At 62.1% G+C, this 26,815-nt stretch carries 16 protein-coding genes, 2 tRNA genes, 3 rRNA genes and 2 pseudogenes; 14 read left to right on the top strand and 9 right to left on the bottom strand.

The window, feature by feature from the left end:
* Positions 1-39: 39 nt before the first annotated feature.
* A complete protein-coding gene (locus tag WT60_RS13885) occupies positions 40-693 on the top strand; it encodes a glutathione S-transferase (protein ID WP_060355264.1) in 654 nt (217 codons plus the stop codon).
* Positions 694-882: 189 nt separating this feature from the next.
* Here WT60_RS13885 and WT60_RS13880 read toward each other — a convergent pair whose 3' ends face one another.
* Entirely contained in the window at positions 883-2,055 is a 1,173-nt protein-coding gene (locus WT60_RS13880; RefSeq protein ID WP_059669562.1) for a pyridoxal phosphate-dependent aminotransferase, read from the bottom strand.
* Positions 2,056-2,092: 37 nt separating this feature from the next.
* Positions 2,093-2,770 (bottom strand): PIN domain-containing protein, encoded by a 678-nt coding sequence (locus WT60_RS13875; RefSeq protein WP_060821963.1) that lies wholly within the window; start codon positions 2,768-2,770, stop codon positions 2,093-2,095.
* Positions 2,771-2,827: 57 nt separating this feature from the next.
* On the opposite strand from WT60_RS13875, the gene yaaA reads away from it, so the two are divergent.
* Both yaaA and WT60_RS13865 read left to right on the top strand, forming a co-directional pair.
* A complete protein-coding gene (gene yaaA, locus WT60_RS13870; protein ID WP_059574600.1) occupies positions 2,828-3,610 on the top strand; it encodes a peroxide stress protein YaaA in 783 nt (260 codons plus the stop codon).
* A gap of 75 nt (positions 3,611-3,685) precedes the next feature.
* Positions 3,686-4,840 (top strand): M14-type cytosolic carboxypeptidase, encoded by a 1,155-nt coding sequence (locus WT60_RS13865; protein WP_060355252.1) that lies wholly within the window; start codon positions 3,686-3,688, stop codon positions 4,838-4,840.
* Between the two features lie 202 nt (positions 4,841-5,042).
* Here the strand turns inward: WT60_RS13865 and WT60_RS13860 are convergent, their stop codons facing one another.
* The 4 genes from WT60_RS13860 to WT60_RS13845 all read right to left on the bottom strand — a co-directional run bounded on the left by WT60_RS13860 (position 5,043) and on the right by WT60_RS13845 (position 8,820).
* Positions 5,043-5,666 carry a hypothetical protein gene (locus WT60_RS13860; protein WP_038747201.1) on the bottom strand — a complete coding sequence of 208 codons (624 nt, stop codon included), beginning with the start codon at positions 5,664-5,666 and terminating at the stop codon, positions 5,043-5,045.
* 161 nt (positions 5,667-5,827) lie between these two features.
* Positions 5,828-6,502, bottom strand: a complete 675-nt coding sequence (locus WT60_RS13855) for an energy-coupling factor ABC transporter permease (RefSeq protein WP_060355251.1) — start codon at positions 6,500-6,502, stop codon at positions 5,828-5,830.
* A gap of 66 nt (positions 6,503-6,568) precedes the next feature.
* The gene (locus WT60_RS13850) at positions 6,569-7,408 is read right to left on the bottom strand and encodes a response regulator transcription factor (protein ID WP_038747197.1); all 840 of its coding nucleotides are present in this window, start codon (positions 7,406-7,408) and stop codon (positions 6,569-6,571) included.
* Positions 7,409-7,602: 194 nt separating this feature from the next.
* Positions 7,603-8,820: a DUF2863 family protein gene (locus WT60_RS13845; protein WP_038747194.1), complete on the bottom strand. Its 1,218-nt coding sequence runs from the start codon at positions 8,818-8,820 to the stop codon at positions 7,603-7,605.
* Between the two features lie 613 nt (positions 8,821-9,433).
* Between WT60_RS13845 and WT60_RS13830 the strand changes: the two genes are divergently transcribed.
* The 5 genes from WT60_RS13830 to rrf all read left to right on the top strand — a co-directional run bounded on the left by WT60_RS13830 (position 9,434) and on the right by rrf (position 14,811).
* Positions 9,434-10,966: ribosomal RNA gene (locus tag WT60_RS13830) — 16S ribosomal RNA — on the top strand.
* A gap of 63 nt (positions 10,967-11,029) precedes the next feature.
* A tRNA-Ile gene (locus WT60_RS13825) sits at positions 11,030-11,106 on the top strand.
* A gap of 38 nt (positions 11,107-11,144) precedes the next feature.
* Positions 11,145-11,220, top strand: a tRNA-Ala gene (locus tag WT60_RS13820).
* 408 nt (positions 11,221-11,628) lie between these two features.
* Positions 11,629-14,508: ribosomal RNA gene (locus WT60_RS13815) — 23S ribosomal RNA — on the top strand.
* A gap of 189 nt (positions 14,509-14,697) precedes the next feature.
* A 5S ribosomal RNA gene (gene rrf, locus WT60_RS13810) occupies positions 14,698-14,811 on the top strand.
* The 16S, 23S and 5S rRNA genes sit together here with 2 tRNA genes alongside, the layout of an rRNA operon.
* Positions 14,812-15,068: 257 nt before the next feature.
* Here rrf and WT60_RS34490 read toward each other — a convergent pair.
* A pseudogene (locus WT60_RS34490) lies at positions 15,069-15,791 on the bottom strand (IS3 family transposase); the annotation flags it as partial.
* Positions 15,792-16,505 (bottom strand): annotated as a pseudogene (locus WT60_RS34485) (IS3 family transposase); the annotation flags it as partial.
* A 679-nt stretch (positions 16,506-17,184) separates the two neighbouring features.
* Here WT60_RS34485 and WT60_RS13800 point away from each other — a divergent pair.
* The 3 genes from WT60_RS13800 (at position 17,185) to WT60_RS13795 (ending at position 21,488) form a co-directional block, all read left to right on the top strand.
* Positions 17,185-18,471 (top strand): Xaa-Pro peptidase family protein, encoded by a 1,287-nt coding sequence (locus WT60_RS13800; RefSeq protein ID WP_269435060.1) that lies wholly within the window; start codon positions 17,185-17,187, stop codon positions 18,469-18,471.
* Positions 18,472-18,653: 182 nt separating this feature from the next.
* A complete protein-coding gene (locus WT60_RS33640; protein ID WP_145986787.1) occupies positions 18,654-19,304 on the top strand; it encodes a hypothetical protein in 651 nt (216 codons plus the stop codon).
* Positions 19,305-19,637: 333 nt separating this feature from the next.
* Entirely contained in the window at positions 19,638-21,488 is a 1,851-nt protein-coding gene (locus WT60_RS13795) for a M24 family metallopeptidase (protein WP_060356768.1), read from the top strand.
* A 147-nt stretch (positions 21,489-21,635) separates the two neighbouring features.
* Here WT60_RS13795 and WT60_RS13790 read toward each other — a convergent pair whose 3' ends face one another.
* Positions 21,636-22,715, bottom strand: coding sequence for a fatty acid desaturase (locus tag WT60_RS13790; protein ID WP_038744741.1), 1,080 nt, complete (start codon positions 22,713-22,715; stop codon positions 21,636-21,638).
* 186 nt (positions 22,716-22,901) lie between these two features.
* On the opposite strand from WT60_RS13790, the gene WT60_RS13785 reads away from it, so the two are divergent.
* The 3 genes from WT60_RS13785 to WT60_RS13770 all read left to right on the top strand — a co-directional run bounded on the left by WT60_RS13785 (position 22,902) and on the right by WT60_RS13770 (position 26,527).
* On the top strand, positions 22,902-23,939 hold the full coding sequence (locus WT60_RS13785; RefSeq protein WP_038744742.1) for an AraC family transcriptional regulator: 1,038 nt from the start codon (positions 22,902-22,904) through the stop codon (positions 23,937-23,939).
* 366 nt (positions 23,940-24,305) lie between these two features.
* The gene (gene serA / locus WT60_RS13780; protein ID WP_226377148.1) at positions 24,306-25,511 is read left to right on the top strand and encodes a phosphoglycerate dehydrogenase; all 1,206 of its coding nucleotides are present in this window, start codon (positions 24,306-24,308) and stop codon (positions 25,509-25,511) included.
* A gap of 557 nt (positions 25,512-26,068) precedes the next feature.
* Positions 26,069-26,527 (top strand): transposase, encoded by a 459-nt coding sequence (locus WT60_RS13770; RefSeq protein ID WP_059575290.1) that lies wholly within the window; start codon positions 26,069-26,071, stop codon positions 26,525-26,527.
* The last annotated feature ends 288 nt before the right edge of the window (positions 26,528-26,815 follow it).

Below are 26,815 nucleotides of genomic sequence, written 5' to 3'. Positions count from 1 at the left end.
ATCGCGCGCGGCCCTTTTCCCATGAAGAAGGAGACTTCGATGCTGCGGCTCTGTGGCTTACCGTTGTCCAACTATTACAACAAGGTCAAGTTCGTACTGCTCGAGCACGACATTTCGTTCGACGAAACGCTCGTCAAGCTGCCGATCGATGATCCCGCGCTGTTCGTCGACACGCCGCTCGGCAAGGTGCCGTATCTGCTCACCGAGCACGGCGCGATCAGCGAATCGCAGGCGATCGTCGAATACCTCGCCGCGATCCATCCCGACAAGCGCATCTTTCCGGCCGATCCGTTCGCGGCGGCGAAGGCGCGCGAGATCACGGCCGTGCTCGAGCTGTATCTCGAATGGAACGTGCGCGAGCTGTTTCCGCAGGCGTTCTTCGGCGGCCAGGTGAGCGACGGCACGAAGGCGCACGTCGAGAAGCGCATGCCGCGCGCGCTGGACGGTTTCAAGCGGCTCGCGAAATTCTCGCCTGTGCTCGGCGACGCGTTCTGCATCGCCGATATCGCCGCGTTCATCCATTTGCCGGTCGTCGCGCTCGCGACGAAGGCTGTCTACGGCCGCGATTTCGTCGCCGACGCGGGGATCGACTGGAAGTCGTACGTGAAGCGCATCGAGGAGGAGCGGCCGGCCGCGAAGCGCGTGAGCGAAGAGCGCAAGGCGTTCATCGCGGGGCTCGCGAAGGATAGCTGACGCGACGACGGGCGTGATGCTGGCGTGATGCGGGCGCGACGCGCGAAGGCGGTTCGCCGTCGCGCGCGTCGCGTGTCCTTGCCGCGTCGCGCGCGGCGGCGCGAGCCGTTGGGCCGCTCGAGCGCGCGCGGAGCACGGACGATTGCGGCGACGCGCGCGAAAGTCGCGCACGCGCCGGATCGTCGTGACTTACAAGCGTGCGAGCCGTTCGAGCGCGGTCGCGAGCGTTGCCTCGCGCTTCGCGAAGCAAAAGCGCACGACGCCCGATTCGTGCGGCTCGTGATAGAACGCCGACACCGGAATCGCGGCGACGCCGATCTCGGCTGTCAGCCATTTCGCGAATTCCGCCTCGGGCAAATCGCTGATCGCCGAATAATCGACGCACTGGAAATACGTGCCCGCGCACGGCAGCAACTTGAAGCGCGTGTTCGCGAGCCCGGCCCGGAAGAAGTCGCGTTTTTTCTGATAGAACGCGGGCAGCGTCAGGTACGGCTCGGGGTCGCGCAGGTATTCGGCGATGCCGAACTGCATCGGCGTGTTCACCGTGAACACGTTGAACTGGTGCACCTTGCGGAACTCGGCCATCAGCGGCGCGGGCGCGGCGACGTAGCCGATCTTCCAGCCCGTCACGTGGAACGTCTTGCCGAAGCTCGACACGACGATGCTGCGCGCCGCGAGCTCCGGATGGCGGGCGACGCTTTCGTGTCGCGCGCCGTCGTAGACCATGTGCTCGTAGACCTCGTCGGACACGATCAGCAGATTGGTGCCGCGCACGATGTCCTCGAGCGCGCGCATGTCCGCTTCGCGCCACACGGTGCCCGTCGGATTGTGCGGCGTGTTGATCAGGATCGCGCGCGTCTTCGGCGTGATCGCCGCGGCGAGCTTGTCGAACGGAATCGCATAGTCGGGCGCGTCGAGCGTGACGAACACGGGCGTCGCGCCCGCGAGCGCGATCGACGGCAGATAGCTGTCGTAGGTCGGCTCGACCACGATCACTTCGTCGCCCGGATGCACGGCGCAAAGGATCGCGGTCAGGAGCGCCTGCGTCGCGCCCGCCGTCACGGTGATTTCGGTCGCGGCGTCGTAGCGGCGGCCGTAGAGCCGCTCGATCTTGTCCGCGATCGCCTCGCGCAGCGGCGCGACGCCCGCCATCGGCGGATACTGGTTGTGGCCGTCGCGCATCGCGCGCGCGACCGCGTCGACGATGCGCGGATCGCAATCGAAATCGGGGAAGCCCTGGCCGAGGTTGACCGCGCCTTTTTCGGCGGCGAGCGCGCTCATGACCGTGAAGATCGTCGTGCCGACGTCGGGCAGGCGGGAGAGGAGAGTGGGCGTAGTAGGCATGTCGTGCGGTGCGTTCATCGTGGCTTGCGCGAAAAGTGTCGGGGCGGCGCGTCGCTCATGCCGGCTCGGATGCGTCGGCTGCGAGCGCGCTGGCCGCGAACGGCGCGGGCTGCGCGATCCGGAATCCGAAATCGCGCTCGGTGCGGCGTGCGAGCTTCAGAAGCGCGCGGTCCTTCGATATGAGCCAGTCGGCGCGCGCCGCGTAGGCGAGTTCGAGGAATTTCTGGTCGTCGCGATCCTTGCACTTCGGCAGCGGGCGCGGCGGCGCGTCTTCGGCGGGCGATGCCGCCGCCGCGTCGCCTGACGGCGGCGCGCTCGCGCGGCCCGTTTGCGCGTCCGGCGCGTGCCGGCCGTCCGGTCCGCCCGGCGCATTCCCGGCATCGGGCGCGTGCGCGGGCGATGCGGCCGCCGACGCGCCGTCGGCGTTCGTCGCGGCTGACCCGCGCGATTCGCGCGATTCGCCGCGATCGGGCCCCGCGACGCGCTCCGACAGGCGCGCGAGCGCCGCGAGCGCGGCCGCCTTGTCGACCGCGCGCGCCTTGAACTGCGGGTAGTCGAGCACGCGTTCGAGCTCGACCAGGCAGCGGACGTCGATGAGCGCCGTGATGGCGCCCGTTTCAAGGGCATCGCGGATCGGGCGGGCGGCGGGGTCGTCGAACACGAGGATGTCGATCCAGACATTCGAATCGAGCACCACGCGACGACCGGCGCGGGAAGCGTCGGGGCTGGGCATTCGTTACAATCGGTGGTTTTCGTCTGATTGCGCGGCACGGCGTGCCGGCGAGCCCCTATGATAATCGTTCTCTCCCCGGCGAAATCGCTCGACTACGAAACCCCGCCTCACGTTCGCACCCACACGCTGCCCCAGTTCGCCGACGACGCGGCCGAGCTGATCGGCGAGCTGCGCCGCCTGTCGCCGCAGCAGATCGGGACGCTGATGAGCATTTCCGATCCGCTCGCGCGCCTGAATTTCCAGCGCTACGCGGAGTGGTCGCGCACGTCGACGCCCGCTAACGCGAAGCAGGCGGTGCTCGCGTTCAACGGCGACGTCTACGAAGGCTTCGACGCGCGCTCGCTGTCGGCCGACGATCTCGACTACGCGCAGCGGCACGTGCGTGTGCTGTCGGGGCTCTACGGGCTGTTGCGGCCGCTCGACCTGCTGCAGCCGTACCGGCTCGAAATGGGCACGCGCTTCGCGAACGCGCGCGGCAAGGATCTGTACGCGTTCTGGGGCGGGCGGATCACGCAGGCGCTGAACGCCGAGCTGAAGTCGCGCGACGGCGCGTCGCGCGTGCTCGTCAATTGCGCGTCGGCCGAGTACTTCAAGTCGGTGAGGCCGAAGCTGCTCGATGCGCGCGTCGTCACGCCGGTGTTCGAGGACTGGAAGGACGGCCGCTACAAGATCATCAGCTTCCACGCGAAGCGCGCGCGCGGGCTGATGGCGCGCTACATCGTCGAAGGGCGGATCGGCGCGCCCGACGCGCTGAAGGATTTCGCGTCGGAAGGCTATGCGTTCGACGAAGCCGCGTCGAACGACGACACCTACGTGTTTCGCCGGCGCGTCGGCGCTTGAATTCTCGGCGGCCGGGCAAGCTGGCCGCGACGCACATCCGGCGGCCCGGCGCGGCCGCCGCAACCAGGAGATGCCATGACTCTCTCGATCACGAGCAATTTCGACGCGGGCGCGATCGATGTCCTGTCGTGCGAGCGCGCGGATGCGATCCGGCTGCGCGTGCGCGGCGACAATCGCGCCGAGTTCGCGCAGTGGTTCTATTTCCGCCTGACGGGCGCGCGCGGCGAGCGCTGCGTGATGACGTTCGAGAACGCGGACGCGTGCGCGTATCCGGCCGGCTGGCGCAACTATCGCGCGGTCGCGAGCTACGACCGGGTCAACTGGTTTCGCGTGCCGACTTCGTTTGACGGCCAGGTGCTGACGATCGACCATACGCCCGATTTCGACAGCGTCTATTACGCGTACTTCGAGCCGTACAGCGAAGAGCGGCATTCGGAATTTCTCGGCGCGGTTCAGCAGATGCCGCACGCGAACGTCGTCGAGCTGGGCCGCACCGTCGAAGGGCGGCCGATGTCGCTCGTCGTGCTCGGCACGCCCGACGAAGCGGGCGTCGCGAAGAAGAAGGTGTGGATCATCGCGCGCCAGCATCCGGGCGAATCGATGGCGGAATGGTTCGTCGAAGGGCTCGTGAAGCGGCTTGTCGGCTGGGGCGACTGGTCGGGCGATCCGGTCGCGCGCAAGCTCTCCGATCGCGCGACGTTCTACATCGTGTCGAACATGAATCCGGACGGCAGCGTGCGCGGCAACCTGCGCACGAACGCCGCGGGCGCGAACCTGAATCGCGAATGGATGGAGCCCGACGCCGAGCGCAGCCCCGAGGTGCTCGTCGTGCGCGACGCGATTCATGCGATCGGCTGCGATCTCTTCTTCGATATCCACGGCGACGAAGATCTGCCGTACGTGTTCGCGGCCGGCTCGGAGATGCTGCCGGGCTTCACCGAGCAGCAGCGTGTCGAGCAGTGCGCGTTCATCGGCGCGTTCAAGCGCGCGAGCCCCGATTTCCAGGACGAGCACGGCTATCCGCCCGGCAAGTACAAGGAAGATGCGCTCAAGCTCGCGTCGAAGTACATCGGCCATCGGTTCGGCTGCCTGTCGCTCACGCTCGAGATGCCGTTCAAGGACAATGTGAACCTGCCCGACGAGCACGTCGGCTGGAACGGCGCGCGCAGCGCGTCGCTCGGTGCGGCGATGCTGGGCGCGATTCTCGAGCACGTGCAGACGTTCGCCTGAGCGCGCGCTTGCGCGTGTGAGGGGCGCGCGTTCGAGCGGATTCGGGCGCGCATGAAAAAGCCGGAGCGCGACGCCGCACTCCGGCTTTTTTGTCGGGCCGATGGCGGCCGAGCGCGACGCGGCGCCAGACGCCTCTATCGGCCGTGCGGTCGTCCGTGGGGGCGTCCGTGCGGTCGCGCGGCCCGACCTCCGATCGGAGGCTTCACGACTTTCGCGTCGACCGCTTCTTCACGGTTTTCTTCGTCGCGCCGGACTTCTTCGTCGACGCCGACCGTTTGCCGCTCTTGCCCGTGGCTTTCGCCTTGATCTTGCCTTTGCCCGAGTGCGCGCGAAGCTTTTTCTTCGACGACGTCGCGCGCTCGACGCGCGGCTTCGCGGGCGGCACGGGATCGTTCCAGCTGAACGCGAGCATCTGCGTGCCGACGTAGCCGCAGCGGAACTTCAGGTGCTCCGGCTCGCCGCCGCTGCTGCGCACGCCGAGGCCCTCGACGGTCACGATGTTGTCGACCTTCACGCGCTGCTTGCCTTCGTCGAACGAATCGTTCCAGGGCGTGATCGATGCGTTGCCGCTGTCGAACGCGTTCGGCGGAAATTCGACATGGTCGAAGGCGCTTGACGTGCCGGCGATGAAGTTGCCGTGCGCGGCGCAGTCCGCGACGAGCGGATCGGCATGCATTTCGTTGACGTACTTGTTGATGAGTTCGGCGCGTTGATCGAGCAAGTCGGCGAACGCGGGCGCGGCAAACGTGAGCGACAGGCCCGCGACACAGGCCGTCAGCTTGCCGAGCGCGCCGAGCAGGCGATGCGAGGCGGGAAAGCTGTCCATCTAGAAGGTATGAGATAAGCGCGATAGAGACACCAGGCACATGAGATGCCCGATGAAGAGCAGGGTTCCATCTTAGCGTAATTTTCCGGCGCGGCAGTAGAGCGGTTGTCCGCATGGCCGAGCGCGCACGCGTCGGCGCGCCTGCCGTCAGACGGCCAAGCTCATGCGCGCGGCCCGCCGAGCCGATAGCGGCGCACGTCGGAGGTCGTGACCCACGCGGGCCGGTAGACCGCGATCAGCGCGGTCGCCATGCCGGTGAACCACGCTTCGCCGAGCGCGAGCAGCAATGCGTTGAGCGCATAGCCGGATGGCACGACGACGAGCGTGCCTTCGGCTAGCGCGATCTGCACCCCGGCCGCCGCGGCCGCGACGACGCCCACGACGATCGCCGGCGATACGAAGCCCTGGCCGACGATGAGCGCGGGCAGGTTGTGCGGCAGCCACGCGAGCGCGGCGCGCTGCAGCAGCGTCGACACCGCGACGGGCAGCGCGCCGTATACGAGATAGGTGAGTCCGACGCCTTGCCACGTCGCGTCGAACACGACGGCCGCGACGCCGATCACGGCGGCCATCCCGACGAGCGCGAGGGTCCAGTCGAACAGCGTGACGAGCAGCGTCGCGCCGAGCAGATGCATGACGAGGCCGTCGTCGAGCCACGCATTGGATGCCCATAGCACCGCGATCGTGGTCACGAGCGCGAGCCACACGTGCTGCAGCGTCGCATCCTGCAAACGGCCGAACGGGCGCTTCCACAGCGCGAGGGCGAGCAGGGCCACGGCGGCGATCCAGCCACCGACAGCGACCCAGAACGGAAGCGGCGTGTAGAGGAAACCCATGTTTTTATATTACTCGTTGAATACGAAAGATGGGAATGGATTCACCCTCTACACGGGTTTTACCGGCTATTCGTTCGCTTTGAACGGCGCGGGCGGTTCGGCCGCGACGAGCGGCTCGGCAGACGATTCGTTTTCTGCGACAAGCGGGTACTTGTGCTGCGGTTTCGCCACGCGCAGCGGCACGGGGCCGGCCGCGCCGTGCACGGGCTTCGGCGAGCTGTCGCGCGCGGACAGCAGCACTTCGAGATGCGGCGGTAGCCAGCCGTTGTAGATCGCGACCGCGGCGGCGCGATTTGTCGCACCCAGTTGCTGGAAGATGCTGGCCAGATGAATCTTGACGGTGCCTTCGCTGATGCCTAGCGTGCGCGCGATCATTTTGTTCGTGCTGCCCATGTGGACGAAACGCATGATCTGCGCCTGGCGCGGCGACAGCAGGCTGCACGGCGAGCGCTTCCTGCGCGGGAGCTGGCTCACGATCGCATCGACGCGGCCGTCCCTCGCACGTGAGGCCGGCTCGGTGAGGTTGAGCGCGCTCGGCGGGACGTAGCGCCCGCCGAGCAGCACCATTTCCAGCGCGAGAACGATGAGGTGCGGGCGCGTCGAACGTGGAATGACGCCGAGCACGCCGGCGTCGAAGAGCGCCTGCGCGTGCTCGGGTGACGCGTCGTCGGTGAGCGCGGCGACGGGCGTCGGCGCGCAGGCCTGACAAAGCGCGTGCAGGTCGCCGAGCCGCTTGATGTCCTGCCAGTCGACCGCGATCAAGTCGAAGCCCTGTTGTTTGATGAGCTGCTGTGCCTGCCGCCAGTCCTTGGCGTCGTTGTAGCCGGCATGCCGGTCGATTTGACGCAGCAGGGTTTTCAAGCCGTCACGACGCTCAGCGTCAGAATTAAGCACCAGAAACCTCATGTAATGCCTCCGCTTATCCGATTGATCGAGAAAACGACGAGTGCCATCTCCGCAATAATGACAAATACATTACAAAATGTCGGCCTAGCTGAAAGTCATAAGAAAAATTCAGACAAGCAAAAACGCGAAGGCCGCCTCGAGCGGGTGCTCGAGGCGGCCTTCGGCTGACTTTTCGCGCCGGTCGGCGCGGCGCTTTAGTGGAAATGCGGCTGCGCGGGCGTCGCGTCCTCCGGCATCTCCGCGTGGACGATTTCGCCGAGCGGGTCCGCGTACAGCGGGACGCCGCAATCGTCGCAGTATTCGGGTTCGAAACGGCCGGCGTGGCGCCTGATGTCGGTCACGCCCGCTTCCTTCAGCAGCGAAGCGATTTCTTCGAGCGGCCCGTCGGCGGGCGATTCGGCTTCGAGCGTCGCTTCGTCGACCGGCGTCTCGCCGTTCTCGCGGCCATAGAGCGGCCAGACGACGCCATAGATGACATCGTTGCTGCCGCGGCGAGTGAATGCGACGCGATATTCGTCGATCCGGCGCTCGCCGAAGCCGGCGATCACGGCGCGCAGTTCCTGCGGCGCGGCGCCGATCGTGTCGAACAGATAGCGGATCGCGGTGCGCACGGTATGCGGACGGATTCGCTCGTCTGCGTCGCGGCACGCGGAGTAGTACGCGTCGGGCAGCAGGCTCTCGAATTCGCAGCCGGGCAGCGCGGCGGACAGGTTGACGCCGCCTTGCGCGGCCCATTGCTCGAGGCATTGGCCGCGCTCGATGCGCGAACCGTGCTCTTCCTCCTGCCAGCGGAAGAGCGGGGCGCCGGCGGGCGCGGCCACGACGGCGAGCAGGAAGCGCGGATCGGCGAGAATCGGCGACGTTTCGGGCAGGTCGCCGAAGCTCAGCTTGACCGGATGGTTGCCGAGCGCCGCGTGCGCGAGTTGCTGGGCGAGGCGATAAGTCTCGACGTGATGGCGCGGCAACTGGTCGATGCTGTAGAGAAAGGGAGCCATCGCGACGAGCGTGTCTTGCGCGAGCACGTGCGCTTGCAAATGGGTGCGCAACACGTCGGCGATCTCGGTCTTGAGCGAGCCCGACGGAATCATGTAGCGGGTCCACGCGAGCACTGGGACGGCGACGAGGAGCGCTTCGTACGGCTTGCCGTCGTGCTCGACGGACAGCGATTCGCTGTGCGTCTCGGCCATGTCGGCGAGAGCGCCGTAGGCGTCCGGATGATTCTGCTGGAGATGATCGAGCGCGGCATCGAGCGTGGTCTGATTGCCGTTGCGGACGATCTTTGCGAGCAAGGCGTCGAGCTTGGCTTCCCAGAAGCGATCTTCGACGCGGCTGCCGGACGCAAACAGCGCGAGCGACAGACCGACCAGTTTGTCGGCATCGGGAGGGAGGCGTTTAGCGGTTCGCTGGCGCATAGATTGACATGGTTGGATGCGAGGAACCTGTCATTTTAGTCCGTTCCGCGTTTGTTCTGCGGTTTGCCGGCCTTCTGGCAGTCTTCTGTATAGAAAATATGCGAGGGCGCTCGGAGTGTGAATCTATGAGGGACAAAAAATTTATCGAAACCCCCTTGCGGGGTACGGAGCTTATGCCTACAATCACGCCTCTTTCGCGCCAAGCCGAACGCGGCGCGAGAGGGGAAGCGGGAAGTTCCGATGCCGAGGTGGTACGGTCGAAGCGGTAGCCGGCCGGCGGCACGGAAAGGTGATCAGGGCGGAGCGCGACGCGGTAGTAAAAAAGTTGTTGACGCGCTGCGAATAAGTGATCATAATCTCGTTTCTCTGCTGCAGACAACGCAGCGCTGCTGAGAAGGCGGCAGAAAGTAGTGAAGTCTTCTCGCAGATGTGCTCTTTAACAATGAACAGCCGATAAGTGTGGGCGCTTGATGGAAGCGGGCGATCCTTGGATCGCAAGCAAAAGTATCAAGAGTCTCACACTAAAGTAAGTCAGGTTTATGGAGCAATTCATATACCTGTCAGCTTTGAGTGAGCGACCGGTTGGAAACAACCGAAAACAGTAACAGGAATTGAACTGAAGAGTTTGATCCTGGCTCAGATTGAACGCTGGCGGCATGCCTTACACATGCAAGTCGAACGGCAGCACGGGTGCTTGCACCTGGTGGCGAGTGGCGAACGGGTGAGTAAAACATCGGAACATGTCCTGTAGTGGGGGATAGCCCGGCGAAAGCCGGATTAATACCGCATACGATCTACGGATGAAAGCGGGGGACCTTCGGGCCTCGCGCTATAGGGTTGGCCGATGGCTGATTAGCTAGTTGGTGGGGTAAAGGCCTACCAAGGCGACGATCAGTAGCTGGTCTGAGAGGACGACCAGCCACACTGGGACTGAGACACGGCCCAGACTCCTACGGGAGGCAGCAGTGGGGAATTTTGGACAATGGGCGAAAGCCTGATCCAGCAATGCCGCGTGTGTGAAGAAGGCCTTCGGGTTGTAAAGCACTTTTGTCCGGAAAGAAAACCTTTGGGCTAATACCCTAGGGGGATGACGGTACCGGAAGAATAAGCACCGGCTAACTACGTGCCAGCAGCCGCGGTAATACGTAGGGTGCGAGCGTTAATCGGAATTACTGGGCGTAAAGCGTGCGCAGGCGGTTTGCTAAGACCGATGTGAAATCCCCGGGCTCAACCTGGGAACTGCATTGGTGACTGGCAGGCTAGAGTATGGCAGAGGGGGGTAGAATTCCACGTGTAGCAGTGAAATGCGTAGAGATGTGGAGGAATACCGATGGCGAAGGCAGCCCCCTGGGCCAATACTGACGCTCATGCACGAAAGCGTGGGGAGCAAACAGGATTAGATACCCTGGTAGTCCACGCCCTAAACGATGTCAACTAGTTGTTGGGGATTCATTTCCTTAGTAACGTAGCTAACGCGTGAAGTTGACCGCCTGGGGAGTACGGTCGCAAGATTAAAACTCAAAGGAATTGACGGGGACCCGCACAAGCGGTGGATGATGTGGATTAATTCGATGCAACGCGAAAAACCTTACCTACCCTTGACATGGTCGGAATCCTGCTGAGAGGCGGGAGTGCTCGAAAGAGAACCGGCGCACAGGTGCTGCATGGCTGTCGTCAGCTCGTGTCGTGAGATGTTGGGTTAAGTCCCGCAACGAGCGCAACCCTTGTCCTTAGTTGCTACGCAAGAGCACTCTAAGGAGACTGCCGGTGACAAACCGGAGGAAGGTGGGGATGACGTCAAGTCCTCATGGCCCTTATGGGTAGGGCTTCACACGTCATACAATGGTCGGAACAGAGGGTCGCCAACCCGCGAGGGGGAGCCAATCCCAGAAAACCGATCGTAGTCCGGATTGCACTCTGCAACTCGAGTGCATGAAGCTGGAATCGCTAGTAATCGCGGATCAGCATGCCGCGGTGAATACGTTCCCGGGTCTTGTACACACCGCCCGTCACACCATGGGAGTGGGTTTTACCAGAAGTGGCTAGTCTAACCGCAAGGAGGACGGTCACCACGGTAGGATTCATGACTGGGGTGAAGTCGTAACAAGGTAGCCGTATCGGAAGGTGCGGCTGGATCACCTCCTTTCTCGAGCTTATTTCCGCGAAGTTGAGCGCTCACGCTTATCGGCTGTAATCAAGACAGACTCAGGGGTCTGTAGCTCAGTCGGTTAGAGCACCGTCTTGATAAGGCGGGGGTCGTTGGTTCGAATCCAACCAGACCCACCAAGTTGTCTGGCGCAGGAAACCTGGGTGAAGTCTCTGTAGGGGGCATAGCTCAGCTGGGAGAGCACCTGCTTTGCAAGCAGGGGGTCGTCGGTTCGATCCCGTCTGCCTCCACCAATTGCGGTGCTCGTTAGTGCTTCAGCGCTTACGGGCATCTCACTCCCGAAGGGAGTCCCAATGGAGAATATTTGATTGGGTTCGAGAGAACGAATCGAGTATTCCCCATTGGCGATTGAGCCAGTCAGAGTGATACGTAGTACGTATCGGCTGTCGTTCTTTAACAATCTGGAAGAAGTAAGTAATTTGGATAGCGGAAGCGTCTAATGAGATGGACGTGGAAACTATCCGGGTTGTGATTGTATCGATGTATCTCAAGATGATTCGGGTCTACTCCCTTCGGGAGTGGGGTCGGCGTAAGCGCTAAAGCGCTAACGCCGGACCGACATCAATTTTGGAATACGGCACAACGCGAGAACTCAACCTGTAGCGACTGTTGCGTCGAAAGATGAGACAGACTCGTTATAGGGTCAAGCGAACAAGTGCATGTGGTGGATGCCTTGGCGATCACAGGCGATGAAGGACGCGGTAGCCTGCGAAAAGCTACGGGGAGCTGGCAAACGAGCTTTGATCCGTAGATGTCCGAATGGGGAAACCCACTCCTTTTGGAGTATCCATGGCTGAATACATAGGTCATGTGAGGCGAACGCGGTGAACTGAAACATCTAAGTAACCGCAGGAAAAGAAATCAACCGAGATTCCCAAAGTAGTGGCGAGCGAAATGGGAAGAGCCTGTACTCTTTATCTGTATTGTTAGTCGAACGCTCTGGAAAGTGCGGCCATAGCAGGTGATAGCCCTGTAGACGAAAACAGTATGGAAGAACTAGGTGTACGACAAGTAGGGCGGGACACGTGAAATCCTGTCTGAAGATGGGGGGACCATCCTCCAAGGCTAAATACTCGTGATCGACCGATAGTGAACCAGTACCGTGAGGGAAAGGCGAAAAGAACCCCGGGAGGGGAGTGAAATAGATCCTGAAACCGCATGCATACAAACAGTCGGAGCCTCGTAAGGGGTGACGGCGTACCTTTTGTATAATGGGTCAGCGACTTACGTTCAGTAGCAAGCTTAACCGAATAGGGCAGGCGTAGCGAAAGCGAGTCCGAATAGGGCGTTCAGTTGCTGGGCGTAGACCCGAAACCAAGTGATCTATCCATGGCCAGGATGAAGGTGCGGTAACACGTACTGGAGGTCCGAACCCACTAACGTTGAAAAGTTAGGGGATGAGCTGTGGATAGGGGTGAAAGGCTAAACAAACTTGGAAATAGCTGGTTCTCTCCGAAAACTATTTAGGTAGTGCCTCGTGTCTCACCTTCGGGGGTAGAGCACTGTCATGGTTGGGGGTCTATTGCAGATTACCCCGCCATAGCAAACTCCGAATACCGAAGAGTGCAATCACGGGAGACAGACATCGGGTGCTAACGTCCGGTGTCAAGAGGGAAACAACCCAGACCGCCAGCTAAGGTCCCCAAATATGGCTAAGTGGGAAACGAAGTGGGAAGGCTAAAACAGTCAGGAGGTTGGCTTAGAAGCAGCCACCCTTTAAAGAAAGCGTAATAGCTCACTGATCGAGTCGTCCTGCGCGGAAGATGTAACGGGGCTAAGCCATATACCGAAGCTGCGGATGCGTGCTTTGCACGCATGGTAGGAGAGCGTTCCGTAAGCCTGCGAAGGTGCGTTGAAAAGCGTGCTGGAGGTATCGGAAGTGCGAATGCTGACATGAGTAGCGATAAAGGGGGTGAAAGGCCCCCTCGCCGTAAGCCCAAGGTTTCCTACGCAACGTTCATCGGCGTAGGGTGAGTCGGCCCCTAAGGCGAGGCAGAAATGCGTAGCTGATGGGAAGCAGGTCAATATTCCTGCACCATTGTTAAATGCGATGGGGGGACGGATCGCGGAAGGTTGTCCGGGTGTTGGAAGTCCCGGTCGCTGCATTGGAGAAGGCGCTTAGGCAAATCCGGGCGCGGAATTCAAGGGTGTGGCGCGAGCTCCTTAGGGAGCGAAGCAATTGGAAGTGGTTCCAAGAAAAGCCTCTAAGCTTCAGTTTAACAATGACCGTACCGCAAACCGACACAGGTGGGCGAGATGAGTATTCTAAGGCGCTTGAGAGAACTCGGGAGAAGGAACTCGGCAAATTGGTACCGTAACTTCGGGATAAGGTACGCCCTGGTAGCTTGATGCGCCTGCGCGCAAAGGGTGAAGGGGTTGCAATAAACTGGTGGCTGCGACTGTTTAATAAAAACACAGCACTCTGCAAACACGAAAGTGGACGTATAGGGTGTGACGCCTGCCCGGTGCCGGAAGATTAAATGATGGGGTGCAAGCTCTTGATTGAAGTCCCGGTAAACGGCGGCCGTAACTATAACGGTCCTAAGGTAGCGAAATTCCTTGTCGGGTAAGTTCCGACCTGCACGAATGGCGTAACGATGGCCACACTGTCTCCTCCCGAGACTCAGCGAAGTTGAAGTGTTTGTGATGATGCAATCTACCCGCGGCTAGACGGAAAGACCCCATGAACCTTTACTGTAGCTTTGCATTGGACTTTGAACCGATCTGTGTAGGATAGGTGGGAGGCTATGAAACCGGAACGCTAGTTTCGGTGGAGCCGTCCTTGAAATACCACCCTGGTTTGTTTGAGGTTCTAACCTTGGCCCGTGATCCGGGTCGGGGACAGTGCATGGTAGGCAGTTTGACTGGGGCGGTCTCCTCCCAAAGCGTAACGGAGGAGTACGAAGGTACGCTAGGTACGGTCGGAAATCGTGCTGATAGTGCAATGGCATAAGCGTGCTTAACTGCGAGACCGACAAGTCGAGCAGGTGCGAAAGCAGGTCATAGTGATCCGGTGGTTCTGTATGGAAGGGCCATCGCTCAACGGATAAAAGGTACTCTGGGGATAACAGGCTGATACCGCCCAAGAGTTCATATCGACGGCGGTGTTTGGCACCTCGATGTCGGCTCATCTCATCCTGGGGCTGTAGCCGGTCCCAAGGGTATGGCTGTTCGCCATTTAAAGAGGTACGTGAGCTGGGTTTAAAACGTCGTGAGACAGTTTGGTCCCTATCTGCCGTGGGCGTTGGATATTTGAAGGGGGCTGCTCCTAGTACGAGAGGACCGGAGTGGACGAACCTCTGGTGTACCGGTTGTGACGCCAGTCGCATCGCCGGGTAGCTATGTTCGGAAGAGATAACCGCTGAAAGCATCTAAGCGGGAAACTCGCCTTAAGATGAGATATCCCTGGGGACTTGATCCCCTTGAAGGGTCGTTCGAGACCAGGACGTTGATAGGTCAGGTGTGTAAGCGCAGTAATGCGTTCAGCTAACTGATACTAATTGCCCGTAAGGCTTGATCCTATAACAAGTCTGTCTCGGTAGTCGTTGGCGCGTCAGCGCTCACGGATATCGAGTGTCGAGTGCAAGGCGCTCGACGTACTGCGGTTGAAGTACCGCGTATGTGTGAGATACAACCTCACAACCCACCCAAGATTACTGCTTCTTCCCAGATTGGTTCTGTTGGCCGCGCCAGCAGAACAACCCTCTTTGCCTGATGACCATAGCGAGTCGGTCCCACCCCTTCCCATCCCGAACAGGACCGTGAAACGACTCCACGCCGATGATAGTGCGGATTGCCCGTGTGAAAGTAGGTAATCGTCAGGCTCCCCTCTGAAAACCCCCGCCCTCACCGGCGGGGGTTTTGCTTTTTACGCCTTCGCCAATCCCCTGAACGCCCTCGGCAGGAGCCTCGCGCTCCAGCTCCCGCCTCGACTCCCTTCTCGCTCGAGTGCGGGCGGGCCTCTCGGACGCTCCGCACGCGCTCTTGGGATTCGACCTGACCTGCCCCCTTCAATAGGGCCAATGGACTTCTAGCAAAGTCCCTTTATGAGCGGTACCGGCTTTCAGTGCCAGCAGCAATGTTAGTCTTCGGCTTTCTGTTGGTCCGTCAGTTGGGCCTGCAGGCCCAACTGACGGGCGTATTCGGCAGGCGCCACTTCACCGAGAGCCCTGTGAGGCCGACTCTCGTTGTACTCGACCCGCCATCGCTCAATCTGCGCCCTGGCATCGGTAAACCAGTGCGCGTTCAGGCATTCATCGCGCAGCGTGCCGTTGAACGACTCCACGAATGCGTTATCCGTTGGCTTGCCGGGCCGACTGAAGGCAATCTCGACCTTTTGATGGTAAGCCCACTGGTCCATCACCTGACTCGTAAATTCCGAGCCGTTATCACACAACAGTGTACGAGGCGCTTCGCGTTTGGCCTTCAGTTCACCCAACACGCGCACGACATCTGACGCGCCCAATCGCTGGCCAACGTCAATGGCGAGCGCTTCGCGGGTGAAGACATCAATGATGGTCAGTGCGCGGAACCTCTGGCCGCTCGAAAGCTGGTCGGCAACAAAGTCCAAACTCCACACCTGATTTGCCGCCGTCGACTTCGCGCGTGCCGGGCGGCTCATCTGGGCGCGTCGTTTGCGATTTGGTCTGTAGCGCAGCGACAAACCTTCCTCCCGATACAGACGGTACAGCCGATTCTTGCTGACCTGATAGCCCTCCCGCAGGAGCAGCACGCGTATCTTCCGATATCCATACCGTACCCGCGTAGCCGCGATTTCACACATGCGCTGCCGCAATGCAGTCTGGGCGAGCGTCGTGAACCAGTGCTCGTTAAGGCATTCATCGCGGAACTTGCCGTTGAACGACTCAATGTATGCATTCTGCGTTGGCTTGCCAGCTTGAATCAATTTCAACGTCACGCCGTTGGCGTATGCCCATCGGTCGAGCGCACGGCTCGTAAACTCGGAGCCCTGGTCCGTTCGCAGCGCTTTGGGATAGCCTCGGAAACGCGTTGCCATATCCAGCTCTCGAGCGACATACAAGCCCGAGATGCCGTGGTCCACGACGATATCGACAGCCTCCTTGGTGAAATCGTCGACGATGGTCAAGCACTTCAGACGCCACCCGTTCGAAAGCGCGTCCGTCACGAAGTCGATTGACCAAACCTCGTTGGGCCCATTCGGCAAAACCAGTTGCTCGCGTTCAATCATCACACCGCGGCGCCGGCGACGGCGCCGCGCGGCCAGTCCCGCTTCGCGGTAAAGGCGATGCACGCGCTTGTGGTTCGCGTGGATGTCGAGCATCGAATCGGCCGGTAGGTGCTTGAGCTTGTTGTTCTCCTGCCCCAACTCCTTTAGGCACTGCGCTTCGGAGACCGTCATCCCGCCGAACTTCGTTTTCCAGTTGTAGTAGGTCGCTTCCGAGATGCCGTACTTGCAGCACAGCTCCGCCGGCTTCAGGCCAGCCTCGGCTCCTTTCAAGATGCCGATGATTTGTTCTTCGTTAAATCGCTTCTTCATTGCCGTTCCTCTCTGGAACGGACTCTACAGCGTCACCGTACTAAACGCGGGGGATAGGTCAAGGCGCAAGTCGAGATACAATTTTTGCGCGGCTTAAATTTAAGCTTGACCAAAATTATGACGTAATCTAGATTCATTTCGGTAACAAGGAATGAGGTGGGGAATAAAGCGGATGCCTCGATCCAATCGGGTACTGAATGGGTCGACCTTGCGGGTATGAGTACTTCCGCGAATCGACGTGGAGCAGACTCAGGCGCCGCCGTTGGCAGCTTTATTAGCACGCCGCCGATTGAAAGTGAATCAGGCAGACTGTCTTTCGATGTCGATGAGATAGGGCGCTGCTGGTGTATCGGATCGACTACTGTTGAACGCTTCGGCACCGCCATCGATTCAGAGCGAATTCGGCAAGCCAGCCGATCGCAAGGCGGCATGGTGACGTCGTCGAATGAGTGCACGCGCATGTCTGCTATTCATTGCAGATTTACTTCGGAGAATTAAACAGTTGGTTCAACGCCTCTGATTCCGGAACGGATGCATTCCGTGTTGCGATCGGCATTCGCAGCAAGACATTGCCGTGCTGCCGGCGGGGAAGGGGCGGGCAGTGTACTCGGCGCGTGTTGTGTCGAGTGGTGTCCTTGTCTAACGCGCGGGACGTTCGTGCTGCAATGCGCAGTCAGACATGCCGGCGCGCCGATCGGACGCGCCACGCACGAGTTATCTTGAAATTCTTGAAACGATCGGGAAACGAACCATGGCAATCGGCATCGGCGGATCGAGTGCAGCGACGGAACTGGCGAAACTCGGCGACATGACGAGCGGCATCGCGCCGATCCAGCCCGCAGAGTATGCCGCGCGAATCGAGCGCGCACAGGCGCTGATGACGCAGTATGGCCTCGATGCGATCTATGTCGAATCGGGGACGAACCTGCTCTACTTCACGGGTGTCGCATGGCGCCGAAGCGAACGCCTGACGGGCGCGCTGATTCCGGCGTCGGGGCCGGTGCAATATGTCGTGCCGGCGTTCGAGCGCGGCACGTTCATCGGCATGATGCAGATTTCCGGCGACATCCACTGTTGGGACGAGGACGAGAATCCGTATCAACTGCTCGCGGATGTCGTCGAACGCCGTGGAATCGGCGCCGGTACGCTCGGATTCGACGAATCCGCGCCGTATTTTATGTATGAGGGCATTCGCGAACGAGCACCGGCATTGCGCATTCGCAGCGCAGCGGACGTCACGCGTGCGTGCCGGATTCGCAAATCGGCGACCGAACTCGCGCTGATGCAGCGAGCGAACGACATGACGCTGCGCGTTCACCAGGCCGCGGCGGCGATCTTGAGAGAAGGCATCGCTACCGATGAAGTGCTCGACTTCATCGACGACGCACATCGCGCGGTGGGAGCGCGGCGCGGGTCGACATTCTGCATCGTGCTGTTCGGACCGGACACGGCTTACCCGCACGGCGTCAAGCGTCCGAAGCGCCTCGAGCACAACGACATGGTGCTCATCGATACGGGCTGCCAACTATACGACTACCACTCCGACATCACGCGTACATACGTGTTCGGCAGTGCTGACGCGCGTCAGCGCGAAGTCTGGGAGCACGAGAAGCACGCCCAACGGATCGCGTTCGAGCGCGTGAAGGCGGGTGTCTCGGCGGAAGAGGGCGATCGTGCGGTCCGCACGTATCTGCAATCGATCGGCTATGGTCCGGGGTATACGTTGCCGGGTCTGCCGCATCGAACAGGACACGGAATCGGTCTCGACATCCACGAATGGCCCTATCTTGTCGGCGGCGATCGAACCGAGCTCGACGTAGGCATGTGCTTCAGCATCGAGCCGATGCTTTGCGTTCCGAACGAATTTGGGGTTCGTCACGAGGATCACGTCTACATCACCGCCGATGGCCCGCGATGGTTCACTCAGCCGGCAAGAAGCATCGATGATCCGTTCGGATTGGGTTGAGCATCCAAGCCGTTGTCGGGGGTGTCGGTGGTCGACGCTATCGATAGTGTCGGCACCTCGTTGTTACACGGCCGACAGCGAAGGCATGTCGGCGGTCGGCGTCGACATCGGCATGACGAGCGAGTCGGCGGAACGTGCGTTGTGTCCTGTACGTATCGCGCCGAGCGGCCGGATTTTTGCCGGTGATCGCTGCGTCCCAAAAACGTCTGACCATCGCCGATCACGCGCCGGTTCCGCTCCGAAAAAGCAATGAGGCCAACGCGGCACGCAAGCCGCATCCGAGGTTTGACGAACATTGCAGCCGCGGTGCGGACGTCGACTGCAGGGCGACGCGGATGATCATCTTGGACATCCAGAGTACCTTGCATCGATTCGGACGGTGCCGCAGGCATCGCATTGCGGATGCGTCAACAACCTCGGCTGCATACCCGATCGCGAAGATCGGGATGCGTTCGCTCACGATATCGCTGTTGCGACGGCTCGGTTCGAAACGTCACAAGCAGCGTTTCAGCGTGACGCCAATTTCGGGAGCGCAACTGCGCGCGCAATCGGCGCACTTCGACATGTGCGACATCCGTCTGTCGCTTTTGGGGCGACGCGTGCTGCGCATTGATGCAATTCGCTCACGGCCGCAGTCGATCGCGTCGACTAACGGTGTGATGGACACCGGATTGCGACGTACGATGCACACATCTTCGGTACTGCTATTCGCCGGCATCGATTGTCGGATTGCAGGCACGCGCCAACACATACCGATCGTTCGCAACGGGTATACATTTCGCTGCTCGCTGCTTGGAAAATCGATGCTGATGTCTTGTGTATCTTGTGTATAGTCTGTTCGCGCCGGGCAGGGCTTGTTGCGTATCGGCCTGCGAGCCTGCCCGAACTCGCTGGCGCGGTGCTGGCCAGATCGCTCGCCGGCCGTGCGATGTCGGTCGTTTCTTTCGAGCAGGCAGCATCCAAATCGTCGCGTGGCGCGATTCATCTTCGGGCATGCCGGTGCGGCATGCCTGCGCGGCAGACCTTTCTCCTTTGCCGGAAGGTTGCGTTCGTTTAAGCTGGACGAAAATTTAAGCTTGACGCAATTTCACCCGAAAGGTAATTTTTTTGCCTATCGGCCGCGGCGATAGCGGCTGCGCGCTTACTGACATCAATTGGGACAGCCGATGATCGACCGACTGAAATACAGTTTTCCCGACCTCACATCCTACTGCGCATCGATCGTCGACACGCATGCAGGGCTGTCTCGTCTGATCGACACGCTACAGCTCGACGCGCTCGTGGTCACGTCCCAGGACGAATACATCTCCGAGTGGCTGCCGCGCTGCAATAACCCGCGCTACGCGTTGTCCGGATTCGACGGTTCGGTGGGCTCGGGCATGTTCCTGAGCGCCGCCGCGGCGAAACGCATCGGCGCGCCGCAATTCGTGCTGTTCGTCGACGGCCGCTATCACTTGCAGGCGGAAAGGCAGTGCGATCCCGCGCTCGTGCAGGTCGAGAAACTGGGGCTCAACGTTGCGATGTGGCCGGCGATTGCCGACTGGCTCGCCGCGCACGCGGCCGAAATCAAGCGCGTCGGCTACGATGCGCCGCGATTGAGCGTCGCGCAGCGCGAGCGCTTGTTCGCGCACACCGCGAACGCCGGATTGCAATGGGCGGGTCTTGTAGGCGGCGAGATCGGTAAGGCGATCGAATTGCCGGGCTGGAGCGTCGAGCGGCCGATCTTCGAGTTGCCGCGATCGGTGACGGGCGTCGATATCGCGGAGAACATCGCGACGCTGAACAGGCGCATCGGCGAGCATCTCGGCGATTCGCACGCGAAGGCCGCGTTTCTTTCTTGCGCGGCGGACGATCTGAGCTATTTGCTGAACAGCCGCGGCTACCATCTGCCGTACGCGTCGTCGCACGTCGGCTTTCTGTTCGTCGTCGGCGAGGCCGTCGCGCTGTTTCTGCCGGACGGTTTCGATCGCTGCGCGGTGCGGATCGAATCGTATCCGGCGCTGCGCGTGATCCGCAACGACGTCGCCGAGCTCGAGCGCTTCCTCGCGCAATTCGACGTCGAGCACGTGTACTACGGCTTCGAAGCGGTCAATTGCGCGCTGCCCGATACGGTGCGCCGCGTGTGGCCCGGCGCCCGTCACGTCGATCACAATCCGGTCGAAGCGATGCGCGCGAGCAAGACGCCGCAGGTGCTGGACCAGTTCCGCGACGCGTTCGCGCGCGGCTCCGAGGCGATTGCCGAGGCGATGCGCTGGGCGAAGACGGGCGAGCCGGGCAAGCGGCATTCGGAATTCGATCTCGCGCGCGTGATCAGCGAGGCATACGCCGCGCGCTCGGCCGTGGCGCTCAGCTTCACGACGGTGGCGGCGAACGGCGCGAACAGCGCATCCGCGCACTACACGGCGGTGAGCCCCGACGTCGAGCTGACGGAAGGCGAACTCGTGCTGCTCGACAGCGGCGCGTATTTCGGCGGCGGCTTCGCGACCGATTGCACACGCGTCGTGCTGCGTCGGACCCGCGCCGATACGCAGCCGCAGCCGTGGCAACGCGAGATCTACACGGTCGCGCTGAAGGCGTGCATCAAGGGGCTCGTCACGCGCTTCTCGAAGGACGCGACGGGTGCGGACGTCGACGCAGCCGTGCGCGATGTCTGCCGCGCGCACGGCTACGACTACAACCACGGCACGGGGCACGGAATCGGCATTCACGTGCATGAAGGCGGCGTGCGATTCAACATGGGCTCGAAGTACGGCCTCGTGCCGAACGCGGTGATTTCGGTCGAGCCGGGCATTTATTTGCCGGGCAAGGGCGGCGTGCGCATCGAGAACATCGTCGTCATTCATCCGAGCGATCAAGAGCCGAATGCGATGGAGTTCGAAAACCTCGTGACGGTCGGCTACGACTGGGATCTGATCGATCTCGATCTGCTCGCCGATGACGAGCGCGCCTATCTGCGTGATTACGAGCGGTTGTGCGTCGAGCGCGGCACGAACGTCACGCATTGCCCGCTGCTGTAGAGAGAAACGTGCGGTGCGCCCGGACGCGTGCCGGACATGAAAAGAAAAAACGCCGCCGGATGATCGCCCGGCGACGTTTTTTGCGAGCGCTCGGTGAATGTGCCGACTGCGGCGCGACCGAGCGTCGCGCGCCGCCCGCCGCGCGCGTCACGCGACGCGCGTTTCGCTCCAGCGGTTCGCGCGACGGAAGGTGCCGATGTCGTTGAAGCGCACGCCGACCGCGCGCATCGCCGCGTGCGCCCGCTTCGCGGTCAGCTGGCGGATGTAGAACGGATCGCGCACGACGAAGTGGTGAATCGCATGCGTGCTGCCGAAGTTGAAGCAGAACAACTGCACCGGAATCAGCCACCACGGATTGAGCACTTGCGTTTGCTGGATGACGTTGCGCGAATCGATGTCGCCGAAGTAGTGCATGTTCGAGCTGATGAAGTTGATGCAGAAGCTGCGCACGAAATTCGGCCCGAGCCAGGTCACCGCGAGAAAGTCGACGACATGCATTGCCTGCTGGACGAACGTCGGCACGTCCGGCTGATAGCCGAGCGCATGCAGCGCGAAAAGCCCGACGTGGTATGCGATGAACGCATGCCAGAGCACGAAGTAGACGTGGCCGATCGGCATGTACGACATCAGTTGCTCGACGCGCAGCCGCACGCGATCGCCGCGCTGCTGGGCAGGCTGCGCCGCGACGTATTGCAGCACCTTGCGGCGCATGCCGAGCGGCCGCAGCGCGACGGCGAGCATGCCGTCGGCGAGCATCAGCAGGCGCTTCAGGCCCCAGCGCTCGCCGTTGGTGATTCCGTATTCCTCGAGATCGGATTCGCCGCCCGACACCTTGTGATGGTGCAGATGCATGCGGCGACGCGTCCACGGGTTGATCGTGCCGGGGCGGGTGAGCCAGCAGAGCGTCATCATCAGATGATAGGCCCACGGCGTCTTCTTGAAGTACATCAAGTGGATCAGGTCGTGCTCGAGTTCGTGGATCAGCGACGTCGCGAGCGTCGCGACGGGGAGCGCGACGTACCACGCGATCACGCCCGCCGCATACAGATATGCGCTGCCGAGCAGCGTCGCGACACACAGCGCCATCACCGTCGCGCCGACGAGATTCTGATTGTCGAGCAGCGGGTATTTCGCGCGCACGGCGTCGCTCGCGGCGTTGACCTCGTTGCGAACGTACGCGACCTTTTCCGCGTCGTTCTTGAAGCGCAAAGTCTTGGACTTGTTCATTGTTCGAATCCGTATCCCTGAAATCGGCGGTGTGCCGATGACACCATCTTAGAGCCGCCGGCGCATCACGCGTGAGAGCCGGTCGTGCCAAAGGGCGAGTCATTTGAGGCCAATTTGCGGCACTGCGATGTGTCATCTGAGGCCATCCGTCGCTATAATCGGCCGGTCAACGCTCGGAGTCGATGCATGGCCACGTCCATTCCGGACCCTACGAGGCAATTGAACAAGGCGACCGTGTCGTCGGCGTATGCACTCTTCATGCTGATGCTGGCCGAGGAGCGCGGCATTGCCGATGCGGACATTCTCGCGAACACGGGCGTCACGCGCGCGAAGCTCGAAGAGCCGGACGCGCGCATCACGCCGCTGCAGCAGGCGGCGATCGTGTTCAATTTGCTCGGGAAAACGAACGATCCGTCGATCGCGATCGAGATCGGCTTGCGCAGCAGTCTGACGAAGTCGGGGCTGATCGGCTTCGGCCTGATGAGTTGCGCGACGCTCGGCGAGGCGATCCAGCTCGGCATCCGCTATCTGCCGACGCGCGTGCCGTTCTTTTCCGTGCGTCTCACGGAATTCGAGCACACCGTGCAGATCGACATCCTCGAAGCGTTTCCGCTCGGCAGGCTGCGGCAATTCGCCGTCGAGAACTTCATGGTCGAGACGGCGATCCTGTTCAACTCGTTGCTCACGCCGTCGCATGACAAGACGATGAAGGCGAACGCCGAGCTGTGCTTCGAGTGGCCCGAGCCGCCTTATTTCGCGCGTTACCGCGATCGCCTGCCGCGCTGTCATTTCGATGCGCCCGCCAATCAGATCCGCTGCGAAGCCGCGCTGCTCGACGAGCCGATCAAGACCGCGAACGCGCAGACCGCTCAGATGATCGTCCAGCAGTGCGAAGCGGAGCTCGCGCGGCTCGGCTATGCGGAGAGCATCGTCGAGCGCGTGCGCAATCTGCTGATCCGCGGCAGCGACGGCTACCCGTCGCTCGACGAACTCGCGCGCGAGCTGCATCTGTCCGAGCGCACGCTCAAGCGCAAGCTGAGCGACTACGGCGCGACGTATTCGGCGCTGCTCGACGAAATCCGGCTGCGCGACGCGCTGCGCCTGCTCGAAGGCACGCTGCTGACGGTCGACGAGATCGCGGTGCGCGTCGGTTACACGGATCGGGCGAACTTCAGCCGCGCGTTCCGGCGCTGGACGGGCACGTCGCCGAGCAGCCGGCGCTGAGCGCGACGCGCGGCCCCGCGATTGCGCGACGCGCCTCGTCCCGGAGAGACGAGGCCGATGCATGCCTGAAGTGCGCGCAACGCGCATTTCGGATACACCTGTCGCGAGCAGGGACGTTCGCGTTCGCGTCGATGCGTTTTCGCGACATCGCGTACGCATTGCTTCGGCGATCTCAAGCCGCAATTCCCCACGCAAAATAGGATATGCCGGCAAGCTTGTGTTGCGCTGGCTCAAGGCATACGATTTTTGGACGGCGGCGCGAGATGCGCGGCGTAGTGCGAGATCGGTGCGAACGGCTCGTGTGCGTGCGCATGCCGCGTCGGGATTCCCGGCTTTCGTCACGACTCGTTCAACACGCTCCGCAACATGACTTCCGTTCTTCTTCTCGAAAACATTCACGACAGCGCATCCCGGTATTTCATCGACGCGAACGTCGAAATCGAGCGGCGCAAAGGCGCGCTCGCCGGCGACGAGCTCAAGCGCGCGCTGCAGCCTCATCAACTGATCGGCATTCGCTCGGCGACGCATCTGATGCGCGACGAGATCGACGCCGCGCGGCATCTGCTCGCGATCGGTTGCTTTTGCATCGGCACGTCGCAGGTCGATTTGTCGGCCGCCGCGCACCACGGCATTCCGGTGTTCAACGCGCCGTTCTCGAATACGCGATCGGTCGCGGAGCTCGTGATCGCGGAGGCGATCCTGCTGCTGCGGCGCGTGCCGGAGAAAAGCGCGCTCGCGCACGCGGGCGAATGGGCGAAGGGCGCGGGCGGATCGTTCGAGACGCGCGGCAAGACGATCGCGATCGTCGGCTACGGCAACATCGGCGCGCAGGTGGGCGTGCTGGCCGAGGCGCTCGGCATGAAGGTCGTCTATTTCGACGTGCAGGCGAAGCTGTCGCTCGGTTCCGCGCAGCCCGCGCGTTCGCTCGGTGAGGCGATCGCGCAGGCGGACGTCGTCACGCTGCACGTGCCGGCGAACGCGTCGACGCGCAACATGATCGATGCCGCCGTGCTCGCGCAATTCAAATCGAATGCAATCCTGATCAATGCGTCGCGCGGCACCGTCGTCGATATCGATGCGCTGCGCGACGCGCTCGCGCAAAAGCACCTGAGCGGCGCCGCGATCGACGTGTTTCCGCACGAGCCGAAGAGCAACGCGGATCGCTTCGAATCCGTGCTGCAAGGATTGCCGAACGTGATCCTGACGCCGCACATCGGCGGCAGCACGCAGGAAGCGCAGGAGAGCATCGGCGCGGAAGTGTCGTCGAAGCTCGTCGCGTTCCTGACGCGAGGCGATACCGCGGGCGCGGTCAATTTTCCGCAAGTGAGCCCCGGCGAATGCACGTCGGCCGCGCGGCTCCTGAACGTGCACGGCAACACGCCGGGCGTGCTTGCGGTGCTCAACACGCTGCTCGCGCAGGAAGGCGCGAATGTCGTCGCGCAGCATTTGCAGACGCGCGGCGACATCGGCTATGTGGTGACCGATCTCGACCGGGTGCCGTCGGATGCATTTCTCGACAAGCTGAGCCGCGATCGCGCATTCACGCGCAGCCGGCTGCTTCGCAGCGCATGAGGCGGCGCGCGGGCGTAATGGCAAGGGACCGGGCGTCATGCGGCATGCATCTTTGATGCACTGCCGCAGCCCTGTCGATTTTGACAGCGTTGGATTTCTCGCGCCCCGCGTGTAATATTGCGCTCCAATCGAATCGTCGCGCGGCGACGGCGCTCGAACGGATCTCCGAATCCGGAGCGCACGAGCGACAGGCTCGCCCATTCGCGTTACACGGCAGAGCCGGAATTGGCCGCGACGAATCACATCGCCGAGACGCGATGCACGCTCGATGGAGTCGAATCGAGATCCTGAGATTTACATAGAACAATAACGAATTTATCTGGGGAAGGGGGTTCGTGTATCGTGCGGCTTTCGATCCGCACGCTGTCGGTGTTCCATCCGGCGTCCTTATGACACCGCTTCGGCGGCGTCGTGCGCGCACGCTTGCATCCCGAACGATTGCACGAAGCCCGCGCGGCGGTTCGCGCTTGGGTCTGCCGCGGCTGACAGGCGTTTCATCGGCGTCGTGCACGACATGTGCGAGTGCGTTCGCGCCGATTTCTCGAAGAGGGCTGACGATGCAGTTCGAAGAGTTGAGCGATGACGAATGGGCGCGTATCGAGGGATTGCTGGCGGCGCAGCCGGTGAGGAACACACGCTGCGGCCGGCCGCGCGCGCAGGCGCGGGCGGTCGCGAACGCCGTGTTGTGGGTGTTGACGACGGGCGAGTGCTGGGCCGCGCTGCCGCGTCGCTATCCGTCGTCGCCGACTTGCCGCCGTCGTTTCGACGAATGGTCCGCGGACGGCACGCTTGCCGCGTTCGTCGAGCGATTGCGTTCGGCCGGGCGGCAGGTGGAACTGCGCGATCGGATCGGCTCGGCCGATGCGAAGCCGCACGCGCGGGCGCGCCGCCGGTTCCGGCACAACGCGCTCTGGAGCAGCCCTGAATCCTGGTGCGCGCCGGCCGCCGGCGGCGGCGCGGCCGATGCGGGCAGGGACGGCCGCGCGCCGGAATGCGGAGAGGGCGGCGCGGGCTGACGGACGGCGGTGCGTGCGATGCTTCGCGTTGCGGGCTGTGGAATTCGTCGTCGCGGCCCGGTGACGCTCGGCGGTCGACGAGCAATCGACCGGTTGCGAATGGCCCGTAGTATGCCGCGCGCGTTCGATGTCGTGGCTGGGCGTGATGCAAACGGCCGCGCGAGCGTGTGTCGCTCGACGCATCCATCGACGCGTTCGAGCATGCCCGCCCATTCGATCCTCGTGCAATGCGCGATTGCCTGATTTGGCCGATGCGACGAGCAATCGCGCCGTATCCCATGCGAGCGG

The organism is Burkholderia sp. MSMB617WGS (assembly GCF_001532025.2).
Lineage (GTDB): Bacteria > Pseudomonadota > Gammaproteobacteria > Burkholderiales > Burkholderiaceae > Burkholderia > Burkholderia savannae.
Note: the sequence above shows the minus strand (reverse complement) of the source record. Positions and strands in the feature narration are given on the sequence as shown.

Coding starts and splice junctions, on each gene's coding strand:
- WT60_RS13860 (WP_038747201.1), bottom strand. CDS start 5,666: ATGGACAGCTTTCCCGCCTCGCATCGCCTGCTCGGCGCGCTCGGCAAG.
- WT60_RS13850 (WP_038747197.1), bottom strand. CDS start 7,408: ATGAGGTTTCTGGTGCTTAATTCTGACGCTGAGCGTCGTGACGGCTTG.
- WT60_RS13875 (WP_060821963.1), bottom strand. CDS start 2,770: ATGCCCAGCCCCGACGCTTCCCGCGCCGGTCGTCGCGTGGTGCTCGAT.
- yaaA (WP_059574600.1), top strand. CDS start 2,828: ATGATAATCGTTCTCTCCCCGGCGAAATCGCTCGACTACGAAACCCCG.
- WT60_RS13785 (WP_038744742.1), top strand. CDS start 22,902: ATGGCCACGTCCATTCCGGACCCTACGAGGCAATTGAACAAGGCGACC.
- WT60_RS13855 (WP_060355251.1), bottom strand. CDS start 6,502: ATGGGTTTCCTCTACACGCCGCTTCCGTTCTGGGTCGCTGTCGGTGGC.
- WT60_RS13795 (WP_060356768.1), top strand. CDS start 19,638: ATGATCGACCGACTGAAATACAGTTTTCCCGACCTCACATCCTACTGC.
- WT60_RS13845 (WP_038747194.1), bottom strand. CDS start 8,820: ATGCGCCAGCGAACCGCTAAACGCCTCCCTCCCGATGCCGACAAACTG.
- WT60_RS13885 (WP_060355264.1), top strand. CDS start 40: ATGCTGCGGCTCTGTGGCTTACCGTTGTCCAACTATTACAACAAGGTC.
- serA (WP_226377148.1), top strand. CDS start 24,306: ATGACTTCCGTTCTTCTTCTCGAAAACATTCACGACAGCGCATCCCGG.
- WT60_RS13770 (WP_059575290.1), top strand. CDS start 26,069: ATGCAGTTCGAAGAGTTGAGCGATGACGAATGGGCGCGTATCGAGGGA.
- WT60_RS13865 (WP_060355252.1), top strand. CDS start 3,686: ATGACTCTCTCGATCACGAGCAATTTCGACGCGGGCGCGATCGATGTC.
- WT60_RS13880 (WP_059669562.1), bottom strand. CDS start 2,055: ATGAACGCACCGCACGACATGCCTACTACGCCCACTCTCCTCTCCCGC.
- WT60_RS13800 (WP_269435060.1), top strand. CDS start 17,185: ATGCCGGCGCGCCGATCGGACGCGCCACGCACGAGTTATCTTGAAATT.
- WT60_RS13790 (WP_038744741.1), bottom strand. CDS start 22,715: ATGAACAAGTCCAAGACTTTGCGCTTCAAGAACGACGCGGAAAAGGTC.